Origin of the sequence: Halobacteriovorax sp. RT-2-4 (genome assembly GCF_047085445.1) — a bacterium.
GTDB lineage: Bacteria > Bdellovibrionota > Bacteriovoracia > Bacteriovoracales > Bacteriovoracaceae > Halobacteriovorax_A.
This window is the reverse complement of the sequence record NZ_JBKIXY010000001.1, coordinates 1,460,515-1,473,954: the sequence shown is the minus strand read 5'-3', so window position 1 is coordinate 1,473,954 and position 13,440 is coordinate 1,460,515. Positions and strand designations below refer to the sequence as shown.

The window sequence follows — 13,440 nt, the reverse complement described above, 5'->3', positions numbered from 1 at the left end:
GTAAGTTATGAATTTAGAAAATTATAAAGATATAAATGCACTTTCTGCATTAACAGAATCAAATAAATTTAAAAAAGTATTCTTTTACCGCATTTGTGGGACGGGAATGGGAGCAGCTGCTTGTTTACTAAAAGAAGCAGGCTTTGAAGTAGCTGGTGCGGATCGTATGTTTTACCCACCAATGAGTACCTATCTAGATAACTCGGGTATTGATGTCTATAAATTTGAAGAACATAATATTGAAGAAGTAATTAAAGATTTTGATCTAATTGTTGTAGGTAATGTCGTTGCAAGAAACTCTGATGATGCAAAATTTATTGAAGAATCAGGAATTCCTTTTTGTTCATTTCCGGCCGCTATTGGAGCACTCGTTTTAAAAGATAAAACTGTTGTTGGTATTTCGGGGACGCACGGTAAGACGACAACTACATACTTCGGTGTTCAACTTTTTGAAAAGTTGGGGATGGAGCCGGGCTACCTTATCGGTGGTGTTATGGACGAGCGCCCACCTGCAAGAGTTGGAAGAGGGGATTACTTCTTTATTGAATCGGATGAGTACGATTCGGCATACTTTGAAAAATTCTCAAAATTTCGCTCTTACTATATTAATAAATTAATTATTACATCTCTTGAGTTCGACCATGCAGATATTTTTGAATCAATTGAAGATATAAAAAATGAGTTTAAAGCAATTCTTCCTAGTGTGGACGAAGTAATTGCATGCTCTGAATGGAAAAGTATTAACGATCTTAAAGTTACGGATAAGTCTTGGTCAGAATATGATCGTGATAATGTGAAAATAATCAATGTCGATAATGGTTTAACGACATTTACTATGAAATGTTCATTGGGTGATCACGAATTCAAAACAAATCTAATGGGACATCATAATATTTTAAATTTAGCTTCTGTTATTATCGTTGCCTTAAAAGCTGGGAAAAAGCCTGAAGAGATTCAAGCAGGAATACTAGATCTAAGAATGGTTCAAAGAAGGCAAGAAGTTAAGGGGATATATAACGAGTCTCCGATAATCGATGATTTTGCACACCATCCAACAGCTGTTTTGGAAACACTACATGCTATTTCATTAAAATATCCAGGTAAGAAGATACATGCTTATTTAGAGCCAGGCTCAGCAACAGCTCGAAGTGACCTATTTCAAGAGCGCTTTGCTGATTCTTTAAAACAGGCTGTCAGTGCAACGATTATCAAACCATCTCGTCCGACGACGGCCAAAGGGCAGGGGGATTTAGATGTTGATAAGTTACAATCAGACTTAGAGAAAAGCGGAATTAGAACAAATGTTGTCACTGAGCTAGAGTCTTTAATTTCTTTAATTAAAGAAAATAGTAATGGGCAAAGTGTTCAATTAGTTATGAGCAATAGTTCTTGTCTCGGTTTATGGAGTAGTGAGTTTGTTAAAGCACTTTAAAACAACTCTTCCATTTTTAATCGCTTTTACAAGTTTTTCAAATCAGTTTGTTCAAGCAAAAGAAATTAGTGATGCTCAAGTTATTAATGAGTATATGAAACTTCATCGCGCCCAGTATAAAGCGACATGCTCAATGAAGATATATAATGAGTCACAAAAGCTTTATAAAAACTTTTTAGGTAATGGTATTTTTATTCCGTTCAAACTAAATGGTGAACTTGATGAAGCTACGATTAAAGAATATCTCCCATTAATGCAAAAGAAACGTGAGTGGATAAAGGGTGTTAATAAACGTCTTTCAAAAATGCGTTCGTTTAGAAATGTTCTTTCGCGAAATCGTGAAATTCAAAATCAGTTTGAAAAGGCCATGCGCCACAATTATAAATATCGCTATATAAAAGACTTAAAAACTAAATCATTAGTCGCTTTAAAATCAAAGAACGAGATAAAAAAATTTCTAACAGATCTTGAAGCATATTTAAATAGTCTTTTCTTTCTACAGTCATTCAGCTTTCCCGTTGATCATCTTCACCTAAGAAGTGAATACGATAAAGTTAAAGATATAGAGACAGCAGAAGGTAAGCAGAAGTCAAACTCTGCTTATTTGTTAAGGAAGATCGTAGAAGATGGGAGTGTTGACCCTAAAAAAGGTCGATCTGATCTAAGCTTACGGTCACTAATTGATTCTGTTTATTTACGTATTGTTGGTTTTGATAAGCCATTTTTAACGGAAGACCTCCGTTATGATATTTCGGATTTAATTTCTCGTCTTGATGGTGTTTTAAGACAAGGTTATAAGAAAACTTTTGCTAGAACAAATTATTGGCAAAAGAAAATCATTGAACGAGAGGATTACTACGTTGATCTTTTAAATAAGAGTAAAACGAAAGATGATATCTTAAAGAAAATTTTCGAAGATAAGAATCAAGCACGTTATGCTTTAAGTAAGTATATCTATGATAAAGAAGCATTAGTTTATAAGTTTTGGAAAAGACAAAAAGAAATTTATCGCAAGCTATATGCACTTGAGACGATTCTCATTCATGAAGTTGGTCGCCTTGACGATAGTTACGGAAGTGAAAGAAGAGATGTTGCTAAGGTTGTAATCAATCGTGTTGATAATCCTGGCTATAATACTATTGAAAGTGACGAGCCTTTCTATCAGTCACTATTAGATGCTGGAGTTAAGGACACACAAAAGTATCCTTGGTTAAATGTACTTTTTAAAAGGGGACAATTCTCTTTTACTTACTTTTTTATTCCTGCATCTAAAGGAATCTTTTGTCCTGATCAATCAAAGTCTGCTCGCAAACTAATGCGTAAGAACTTGAAAATGATTTTAGATGAGTTACATAACCCTGATAAAGATTTCAAAGCTACTCGCTATTTTTCGAGAGCATCAATGCTGGGAAGAATGGATATGTCATCACTATGGGATGAATATTCAAGCATGGAAGAAAGGCCTGGGCCTTTAATTCATAATACGACAAGATTAAATACTCTACTGAATCGTAAGAACTTGAACTTCTTGTATTCATTTAAAGATAGTGGCGAGCAAACATATGATGTTTATCGCTATAAAAATAATGTTTATGTACATTCTGCGAGGACTGGTAAATTCTACCAATATCGTAATCCTCATTATTTCAAATACTTCGTAAAGAACGATGATTACTAATTTTTATTGAGTATAAACTATTGAAAATAGTGCCTTAAACTAGTTGTTAAAACGTGCTAATAGAAGTATATTCATTCAATTATTAGTGTATTAATTATTTATAGCTAGGAGATGAGGCAGTGCTAAAAGATTTTACATTCACTTCTGAATCAGTAACAGAAGGGCACCCTGATAAAATTGCGGATCAAATCAGTGATGCGGTACTTGATGCGATGTTAGAACAAGATCCAAAATCTCGTGTTGCTTGTGAGACTATGATTACAACTGGTTTAGTTGTTCTTGCAGGTGAGATTACTTCGAAAGCTAATATCGATTTTCAAGAAACAGTAAGAAATAAAATTAGAGAGATTGGATACGATCACTCTGACAAAGGTTTTGATGCTAACACTTGTGGAGTTATGGTTGCTCTTGATAAGCAATCACCAGATATCGCTCAAGGTGTAAACGTTGGAGAAGGTACTTATACAGAATTAGGTGCTGGTGACCAAGGTCTAATGTTTGGTTACGCTTGTAATGAAACAGATAGTTTTATGCCAATGACAATTGATCTTTCTCACAGACTTGCTGAAAGACTTTCAGAAGTTAGAAAGAATGGAACTCTAGGTGAGCTTAGAGCTGATGGTAAGACACAAGTATCTGCTCAGTACGTAGATGGTAAACTTTCACGTATTGATGCAATCGTTGTTTCTACTCAACACTCAGACAACATGACTCTTGCTCAAGTTCAAGAAGCAGTAAGAGAAGAAGTTGTTAATAAAGTTGTTCCAGCTTCACTTGTTGATAACAACACAAAATACTTCATTAACCCAACTGGTAAATTTGTTATCGGTGGCCCAATGGGTGACTGTGGTCTTACTGGTAGAAAGATTATCGTTGATACTTACGGTGGTCACGGTGCTCACGGTGGTGGTGCATTCTCTGGTAAAGATCCAACTAAAGTTGACCGTTCAGCTGCTTATGCTACAAGACAAATTGCTAAGCACATCGTAGCTGCAGGTCTAGCTGAAAAAGCTCTAGTACAAGTTGCATACGCAATTGGTGTTGCTGAGCCAATGTCACTACTTGTTGATACTTTTGGTACAGAGAAAGTTGATGTTGCAAAGATTAACAATGCTGTTAACCAAATCTTTGATATGAAGCCAGCTTCAATCATTGAAAGACTAGATCTTCTAAGACCAATCTATTCTCCAACTGCTGCTTATGGGCACTTTGGTAGAACTAAAGATGGATTCTTTCCTTGGGAAGAGCTGTCTTACGTAGAGAAGTTAAAAGCTTTATGCCTTTAATATAAAAAAGAGCTCCCAATAGGGAGCTTTTTTTTTGTTTTCAGTTTAAAATACCTTTATGAATGAAGCATCCGCGAAATTGGCCGCCCCAAGGCGGGCTATTGTTTGCGGTGCTAGCCCACTATTCTTTAGCTATTGAATTAATCGAGAGGAGTGCATTTATGCACGACGGTTCGACTCAAGGGCCGACTAATGGGAATGACTTTCTTTTTTTGCAAATGCGATTATACTTATCCTATGAATGAATTCCTCATGTTCACATTGCGCTACACGCCATTTTGGTCAATTCCAATTATTATTATCGGTAGCCGTTTCGCGTATTACTACTGGCTAAGAGGCTATACTCTGCCGCCATTATTTTTTGCACTTTGCTCTTGTATCTCAAGTTTCTTTCTCTTTATTTGGATAATGGCCGGTGGCCCAGACAAAGTTGTTCATTATTTCTTAGATATTGTAAGAAACTTTTAGAGACTAAACTTTTTGTTTAATACTGTAATATTAGCTATTTATGCTAGTTTCGGAAGTTTTATCTTGGTGTTAAAAAATTGACACGTCCACGAATTATTCGATACCATTTTAGTGGGACAATTTTAACCTCACACGATGAGAGGCAATGACACATGAAGAATGATTTTAGTTTTCTAACTGATACATTTTCTAATGATGAATCAGATAATGAAGTAAAAATCGATCAAGGAAGAAAACCAGTCATTATTGTCGTGGAAGATGATCAAACTCTTTCCGCAATGATAACGAAGTATCTAAGTAAGAAGATTAACCTAGAAGTTATTAGTTTCTCTTCTCCTGCACCTGCAATCGAGCATATTACAAAGAATCAAGTTGATCGCTTTTGTTTAATTACTGACATTAGTTTTGAAGATAATTCTTCAGATGGGCTTTACTTAATCGACCTCTTAAAAGAGCGTGGGCTAACTTTTAGCTCGATAGCGATGACTGGGTTTGCATCAATTGAAACTGCCATTGCGGCAACGAAGAAAGGTGTTTTTCACTATCTAACAAAACCGTTTGAGTTAGAAGCGCTTAAGGATCTAGTTGTTAGAGCTCTTGTTCACAAGCTAGAGTATCGCGAAAGTCTTGAGATTAATGCTAATTCAGCAGTATCAAGCGATAAACGCTCATTTAGTAGTAGATACAAGCTAGAGATGCCTACAGAAGATGATATGTTTTGTGGGATGATTGGACGCTCAAAACCAATGAGAAAGATTTTTGAAAGAATTAAGAAGGTTGCTGCTTCTAATTCGACAATCTTAATTGGTGGACCTTCTGGAACAGGGAAGGAGTTGGTAGCGAAGGCCATTCACTTATCTTCAAATCGTAATCACAATAAAATTGTAAATGTAAACTGTGGTGCCATTCCTGGAGAACTCTTAGAAAGTGAGCTATTCGGTCATGAGAAAGGAGCCTTTACTGGAGCAGTATCAAGTCGCATGGGACGCTTTGAAGCTGCTAATGGTGGGTCAATTTTCTTAGATGAAATTGGTGATATGCCACTACTACTTCAAGTAAAACTTCTTAGAGTTCTACAGCAAAGAGAAATCGAGCGAGTTGGTTCTTCAACGACGACTCCTGTTGATGTTCGTATCATTACGGCAACACACAGAAACCTTGAAGATTCAGTACAGCAAGGCAATTTTAGAGAAGATCTCTATTATCGTTTAAACGTAATTCCTATAAAAATCCCTGCTCTTAAAGATCGCAGGGAAGATATTCCACTTTTAATATCATATTTCTTATCTCGTTTTGTAAGTGCAGACGGAAGAAACGATATTGAATTAGATGACGAGACTTTTGAAATTCTTATGTCATATGAATGGCCTGGTAACGTTCGTGAACTTGAGAATTTAATTGAAAGACTTGTTATCTTAAGAGGTGGGAATAAGATTAGACCGCAAGATTTACCGCCTAAAATCTTAGCTCTTACAAATCGTTCGATGATTGATACAGATGACCTTGTTAGTCTTCCAGAAAACGGTATCAATTTAAAAGATTTTATGAATGAAGTAGAGGAGTCGCTAATTAAGCAAGCTCTTATTAAAACAAATGGTAATAAGAACCAAGCTTCAAAGCTGCTCCAGATGAATCGTACGACACTTATCGAAAAAATGAAGAAGAGAAATTTAGACGTTAATATGCAACAATAAATTTCTACTTAACAAAGCCATTATGACACCAATACTTAAGCCGACTTTCACAGTCGGCTTTTTAAATGCCTAATATTCTGTAATGTAAAATCTTTGACATGGAAAAAACGTCCTATGAGAAAAATTTTCCTTTGAAATATTTCAAAATATTGTAAAATGAATTCACGGCATGCTTTAGGACGAAGAAATTGCCAAATAATTGACGTTATTAAATTTGAAACAGGAAGTTTCTACCAAATGAAGATAGATTTTAATTCAAAAAATTTATTATCTTTTATCGTACTTGTATTTTGTACGGCCTTCCTAAATATCGCATCAGCAACAATTGTTACTCCAGAAGCTCATAATGACTTTCTACGCGTTAAGTTTTTTATTGATAAGAAACTAGTTAATGTAACGAAATCAAGCACAGAGGTATCATTTTCGACTTTAGATGGTGATGTTTACTCTAAGGTAAAAGATGGGCTGAAGAACTTCTCTTCTTCTAAGTATATCAAGACAATCTCATACACTGAGCCAACGTCTGGAAATAATGTTTTCACGATTACATTAATGTTAAAGAAGGATGTAGAGGTTTTCTCATTCTATAAAAATCGTGATCGTGCTTACTTTGTCGACTTCTGGAAAGACGGTGCCGTAAGCAATAAGCAAGCCGCAATTAAAGATGTTTCAACACTTGTGAAAAAGAATGAAGCTTCGGCCCAAGAATCAACTCCAAAATTTGTAAAAAAAGCTTCCGCTGCAAAGCCAGCTCCGAAGAAAGTTAGAAAAAATGTTGTTAAAAAGGCTCCTTCTAAAAAAACGAATCCATATCGTGACTTTAGATATGGAGCCTCTTTTATCTGGGATTATCAAGCACTTGCACCAGAGCTAAAGACACAAATTTTAACGAATAGAAAAACTGCAGAATACTTCTTTCCAATTAAGAACTTTGATTACAATAAGAACGAACAAGAAGCTCATATGCAACTGACACTTAATCTTTATAGAAAAGGTAAGTGGGGACTTATGTATAAGTCGATTAAGCTTTATGAGAAGAAATTTCCAAAGTCATATAATCCATACAATGACTACATGAAAGCAAATGCTCTTTTAAGAGAAACACTAGAAAAAGGTGATATTAAGCCAGTTGATACTGCTGTTTCAATGTACACAAATATTCTTGAAAGAACTGATGTTTATGACTTAAGAAAAGGTATTTATAAATACTTAGTACAGTTTTACCGTGAAAAGAAAGACTTCGTTAAGGCCCTTAAGTATGCAAAGAGATTCTTTAGTGATGCAAAAGAAAATTTTGATTATGAAGAATTAGAGTATATGGGAGAGTATATTCTTTCTTCTCTTGCAAACCTTAATCAAGTTGAGAAAGTAGAAAATTTAATTCAAGATAAGACATTAGTTAAGATCATTTCTAAGCAAAAGCTTAAAGCGTACGAGATGTACACTTATCTGAGACAAAATGATGAAGAAAAAGTGATTGATGCTTACGAGAACTTTGCAAAAACTACTAAGGGTGAATACCTACCGTCAATCTACTATAACGCAGCTGAAGCTTACTTTAGAACTTCTCAATATGAAAAAGCATTTAGAATTTACGATACTTTCATCGCTAAATATTCATATGTGAGTGAAGCGGCTCAAGCAAGACTTCGTATGGCCCTTATTGCTGATCTACAGGATCGTCCAAAGAATGAAGTACTAGAGCTTTATAAGAATGCAATTAATAGAGCTCAAAACCAAGAAGTGAGCCTTGAGGCCCGTATTCGTTATGTAGGTCTTCGTACAATTAGAAAGTTTAAGCCTGATTCAAAAGATATTGAAACAAGAGTTTTCCTTGATAAGGGTACTGATAAGAAACTTAATAAAGAACTCGAAATGCTACTTTGGCAAACTCGTTTAAGAACGTTCATTGTTGATGGACAGTATGAAGAGGCCCTGACTTTCTTAACAGCTCTACCTATTGCAGGAATGAAAATTAGTGAAAAGAAGGTTTTTGAAGCTGATGGTGCAGAAATTGTGTACGGGATCATTAAGTCTAACTTTGATGAAGGAAAATTTGCTCGTGCTATCCGCGCTTGGGAAATCTACAAAGATACTTATTTTGCTAAGATCGGTGCAGACCCTGAAATACAATTTATTATCGCGAAATCGTATATAAATCTTACACTGTGGGACGGATTTCAAAAAATGTATGAGAAAATGATAGCGAGCAAAAAGGAAACTGCTCATACTTTCCCTCTATGGGTTTCTCGCAAGGAAGTTAAGAAATTGGACTTGTATAAAAACGAGCTACAAATTCTAAGAAATCTAAAGCTAAAAAATTACTCTTCAGTAGATCGTATTATCGCGAGTACAGAAAAAGACTACCCAGGATTCGAAAAGATCACATTCTATAAAGCTCTAGCTCACTATAAGAGAGGAGAGTTTTCAAAAGCTGAAAAAGAGTATGAGAAATTCTACGCAAGTGGAACAAATGCAAATTCAATTGATGCTAAAGACCTTGTTGACTCAATCCAGTTTTACCTTGAATCAATCTATGAGAGTAAGAAGTTCGATAAATACCTGAAGGTATCAACTGCACTTCTAAAAGATGCTAGCTCATTCCAGATCGCTGATACAGTTGTTGAGGGATTAAGAGAAAGAGTAAATTACCAAAGAATTGAAATCCTATTTAAGAATACAGATAAGATTGCTGCAGATGAGGCAAGAACATTCTTAAATGAGTATAAAACTTCTCTTTATAAAAACCGTGTGAAGTTCTTATTAGGAAAGGAAAGCCTAAGAATGAATGATTTCACAACTGGGGAAAAGTTATTAAATGAAATACTTTCAGATAGTGAAGCTAAAGATTATCTGAAAGAGTTGGCCAGGACAGAGCTGACATTAATTAACTTGAAAAAACGTACACTATAAAATTTTAGCCCACGGATCGGGCAATGACAGACAGGAGGTCAGATGAATACGTTTACAGCAGAAATTTTCGGACAAGATCCTAAAATTGTTAAAGCACTCAAAGTTGCAAACAATGTTGCTGTTACAAAAGCACCAGTACTTATCGTTGGTGAAGCAGGTGTTGGTAAGAAGACACTAGCTGGTTTTATCCATGAAAATTCAACAAGACAGGGAAAGCCATTTGTAACTGTAGACTGCGCAGCAGAAGCAAACCAAGTTGAGAATGAGATCTTAGGTTATAGAGACCCAGAAACAGGACGTTTCATTAAAGGTGCATTCGAAAACGCTAACGGTGGAACTGTTGTTCTAGTTAATGTTGATGGTCTAGAAGATACTTTTCAAAAGAAGCTTCACAAGATTCTTGGTGAATTAACTGATTATGAAATTGATGTAAGAATGGTTGCTACAACAACTAAGAACTTATCTAAGCTTGTTGGTGCAGGTCGTTTTTACCGTGGACTATATACTTTCATTTCATCTAACTCAATCACTCTAACTCCACTTAGAGAGAGAGTAGGTGACCTAGAGTACATCGCAAAAAATATTATCAAAACTACTCTTGGTGGTGCAGAAGTTAGCGTTCAAGACGATGCTATGAATAAGATTCTTTCTCACTACTGGACTCACAATGTAAAAGAACTTAAGGCAGTAATTGAAAATGCTCTTGCAAACTTTGAAGGAGATGAAGTTTCAGCTGAACACCTTGAGATCGGTGAGAAGAAAGCAGTAAATGTTATCTCTGAAGATGATTCAGAAGGAATCAGACTAATGTCTCTTAAAGAAGCTGAAAAGCTACTTATCAAGAAGGCACTTATCCATACTTCTGAAAACAGAACTCAAGCTGCAAAGATTCTTGGTGTTTCAATTAGAACACTAAGAAACAAAATCAATGAGTACCGTGGAGACGGAAACTCATACTTTGTTAACTTAAGATAAGGTTTCATCATGAGGGTTGAGGATAAGACATTAAAAGCACTAGCTGCATCTTTGAATTTAAGGCAGATCCGACATGAGGTCTTAACTTCGAATATCGCTAATGCAGATACACCTGGCTATAAAGCAAAGCGAGTTGACTTTGAAGAAGCACTTGCAAGAGCTTTAGACGTTGATGGGAATCTTGAAATGTTGACCTCTGAAGAGAAACACTTTGACGTTGGCAATGGTGGTTTTGAAAATCTTCAACCTGAAATTTATGATGATCCAAATGGAATCGTCTCTGAAGACGGGAATACTGTCGACAGAGACGCTGAAATGGCCAAAATGGCAGAAAATAAAATTTTGTATGATGCATCGGTAAAGTTACTGAATAAGAAACTTGGGATGCTGAAATATACAATTAACTCTGAAAAATAGAGTAGGGGGAGATAATGGATTTACTAACGAGTTTAAAAATTAGTTCATCAGGTGTTGCTGCAAATAAGAAGCGCATGGCCGCGATTTCTTCAAATATTGCAAATGCCCAGACGACAAGAACGGCCGAAGGTGGTCCATATCGTAAGAAAGAAGTTGCTTTTGGAAGCGAGCCAGCTCGTGAAAGCTTTTCTGATATTTTAGAAGGTGAGATGGGCGAAGTAGCACAATCTGTTCATGCAACAGAAGTTGTTTCGAGCGATAAACCACCAATCTTAAAATATGAACCAAATCACCCTGATGCAAATGAGCAAGGGTATGTTGCCTATCCAAATATTAATGTAATGGAAGAGATGGCAGACATGATTTCAGCTTCAAGAAGTTATGAAGCGAATATTAACGTAATGAATACGACTAAGAGTATGGCGATGAAAGCGCTTGAAATTGGAAGTGGAAACTAAGAAGTATAAAGGAAAGGGGTTAAACCATGGCGATCAATAATATTACTACAATGAATGACGTCTTTAACTCACATAAAATGCGCGAGTGGACTAGTCCAACTGGTGGCGCGGAAGAATTTAAATTAGAGGGCTTCGATGAGCTATCTAAGGTTACTCCATCTGAGAAGAGTCAGTCTTTTTCTGAACTTTTAGCAAATCAGATCATGGATGTTAACAATTTACAAAAAGAAGCTAACACAGCTATTGAAAAATTAGTAAGTGGTGAAAGTAAGAATATCCACGAAACAATGCTAGCTGTTGAAAGAGCTGAAATTGCTTTTAAGACAATGAACCAAGTTCGTAACAAAGTAATTGATGCTTATAAAGAAGTAATGAGAATGCAAGTCTAGTTAATAACTAGTTGTTAATGATCTCTTAGTTTAGGATGAATTAAGAGTTTCAGGTGTCAGGAGGATACGTGAAAGATTTTTTCGATAAAATGCTTAGAAACTTCAAAGAGTTCTACGGAGAACTTGATGCAGGAAAGAAGATTTCTCTCTTTGCTGTTACTGGGGTTATTCTAGTCTTCCTACTAGGTGTTGTCCTTTGGGCCACTCATACTAACTATAAAGTTCTTTACTCTGATCTTAATAAAGAAGATATGACTAAAGTTGAAGTCTTCTTAAGTCAGAACAATGTTGAGAAGAAGACATCTGCAGATGGTAAAACAATTAGTATCCCTGAAGATATGATTGAAACTGTCCGTCTTAAAATGATGACTTCTGGTTTTTCATTTTCTGGAACAGTAGGATATGAAGTATTTGATAATCAATCTTTTGGTACAACTTCATTTGTTCAAAAAGTAAATAAGCAAAGAGCACTTGAAGGTGAGCTAATTAAGACAATTAAGCACCTAAGAGGTGTTAAAAGAGCACGTGTTCACTTAAATATTCCTGAATCTTCTCCGTTTGTATCTGAGAAGAAACCACCAACGGCTTCAGTTGTTCTTGAGCTAAACCGTGGAGTTACTCTAACAGAACAAGAGATTAAAGGTATCTCTTCACTTGTTGCTTCATCTGTAGAAGGAATGAGAGGAGAAGGTGTTGTCATCTTAGATCACAGAGGAAAGAAGCTTTCTGAAAATATCGGTGATGCTATGACTGCTAATACAGCAAATCGTCTTGCTCTTGAGTCTAAATTAAATAGAAAGTATGAAAAACAAATTGAAGATATTTTAACGAGAGTCGTAGGTGCAGGAAAGGTAATTGCTAAAGTTTCTGTTGATATGGACTTTACTGAAAGTGTATCGACTCAAACAACTTACGATTCTGAAAATAAGGCAGTTCTCTCTGAAGTAACAAATACTCAAAACCTTCAAGGCTCACGTCCTTCTCCACAAGGTATTCCTGGAGCACGTTCAAATCTACCTGGAGAGCAGCCTCAACCAGGTGTTCCAGAGACAAGAAATGACGTTAAAAAAGAACTAGCAACTCGTAACTATAATGTTCCAAAGAAAGTTACTCGTTCAAAATCACCAACTGCATCTGTTAGAAAAATCTCTGCTGCAGTAATGGTTGACGGTAAACGTGTAACACAATCGTTAGATGGTAAGACGGTAACTAAGTATGAGCCATGGTCGGAAGCTGATATTGCAAATTTTCAAGCGATCGTTGCTTCAACTCTAGGTATTGATAACCGTCGTGGTGATGTTATCACAATTAAGAATATGGAGTTTCAACAAGAAGATCTTGAGGCCATTGATGCTCTTATGCGTGAGCGTGAAAATAGAGAGTTAATCAAGAATATCTTCAAGTATCTTGCAATTGGTTTAACGATCTCACTATTCTTCTTTGTAGTTGTTCGTCCATTTATCCAGTGGGTAACAGACAACGCAGTAGAAACTGTTGAAGATTTCTTACCAAGAACTCTAGAAGAATTAGAAAAGGTTCAAGCAAATCAAAAACTACCTGGACTTGAGGATGCTCTTCCACAGATTGAAGAAAAGCTTAATCCAGAGAAAATTGAAGGGAATATGCTACGTGAGAAGATTATTTCACTGGTTGAAGGAAACCCTGCAAAAGCGGCACAGATTGTGCATGATATGATTCATAGTACGGAATCTGATAAGCAGATTGCGTAA

11 protein-coding genes are annotated in these 13,440 nt (G+C 35.9%); all 11 read left to right on the top strand.

The window, feature by feature from the left end; all coding sequences use genetic code 11:
* The first annotated feature begins 7 nt into the window (after positions 1-7).
* The gene (locus ACMAYL_RS06965; RefSeq protein ID WP_412470913.1) at positions 8-1,432 is read left to right on the top strand and encodes a UDP-N-acetylmuramate--L-alanine ligase; all 1,425 of its coding nucleotides are present in this window, start codon (positions 8-10) and stop codon (positions 1,430-1,432) included.
* Positions 1,416-3,110, top strand: coding sequence for a hypothetical protein (locus ACMAYL_RS06960; protein WP_412470912.1), 1,695 nt, complete (start codon positions 1,416-1,418; stop codon positions 3,108-3,110). The genes ACMAYL_RS06965 and ACMAYL_RS06960 overlap by 17 nt, the downstream gene beginning before the upstream one ends.
* Before the next feature lie 119 nt (positions 3,111-3,229).
* Positions 3,230-4,396, top strand: coding sequence for a methionine adenosyltransferase (gene metK / locus ACMAYL_RS06955; protein WP_103218945.1), 1,167 nt, complete (start codon positions 3,230-3,232; stop codon positions 4,394-4,396).
* A gap of 237 nt (positions 4,397-4,633) precedes the next feature.
* The gene (locus ACMAYL_RS06950; RefSeq protein ID WP_412470911.1) at positions 4,634-4,864 is read left to right on the top strand and encodes a hypothetical protein; all 231 of its coding nucleotides are present in this window, start codon (positions 4,634-4,636) and stop codon (positions 4,862-4,864) included.
* Between the two features lie 152 nt (positions 4,865-5,016).
* The gene (locus ACMAYL_RS06945) at positions 5,017-6,558 is read left to right on the top strand and encodes a sigma-54-dependent transcriptional regulator (protein WP_412469932.1); all 1,542 of its coding nucleotides are present in this window, start codon (positions 5,017-5,019) and stop codon (positions 6,556-6,558) included.
* Between the two features lie 237 nt (positions 6,559-6,795).
* Positions 6,796-9,471, top strand: coding sequence for a tetratricopeptide repeat protein (locus ACMAYL_RS06940; RefSeq protein ID WP_103218948.1), 2,676 nt, complete (start codon positions 6,796-6,798; stop codon positions 9,469-9,471).
* A gap of 42 nt (positions 9,472-9,513) precedes the next feature.
* A complete protein-coding gene (locus ACMAYL_RS06935; RefSeq protein WP_103218949.1) occupies positions 9,514-10,446 on the top strand; it encodes a sigma-54-dependent transcriptional regulator in 933 nt (310 codons plus the stop codon).
* Between the two features lie 9 nt (positions 10,447-10,455).
* Positions 10,456-10,863: a flagellar basal body rod protein FlgB gene (flgB, locus tag ACMAYL_RS06930; RefSeq protein ID WP_021266076.1), complete on the top strand. Its 408-nt coding sequence runs from the start codon at positions 10,456-10,458 to the stop codon at positions 10,861-10,863.
* 14 nt (positions 10,864-10,877) lie between these two features.
* A complete protein-coding gene (gene flgC / locus ACMAYL_RS06925; RefSeq protein ID WP_021265925.1) occupies positions 10,878-11,321 on the top strand; it encodes a flagellar basal body rod protein FlgC in 444 nt (147 codons plus the stop codon).
* A gap of 26 nt (positions 11,322-11,347) precedes the next feature.
* Positions 11,348-11,710, top strand: a complete 363-nt coding sequence (gene fliE / locus ACMAYL_RS06920) for a flagellar hook-basal body complex protein FliE (protein ID WP_199177570.1) — start codon at positions 11,348-11,350, stop codon at positions 11,708-11,710.
* 68 nt (positions 11,711-11,778) lie between these two features.
* A complete protein-coding gene (gene fliF / locus ACMAYL_RS06915) occupies positions 11,779-13,440 on the top strand; it encodes a flagellar basal-body MS-ring/collar protein FliF (protein ID WP_103218950.1) in 1,662 nt (553 codons plus the stop codon).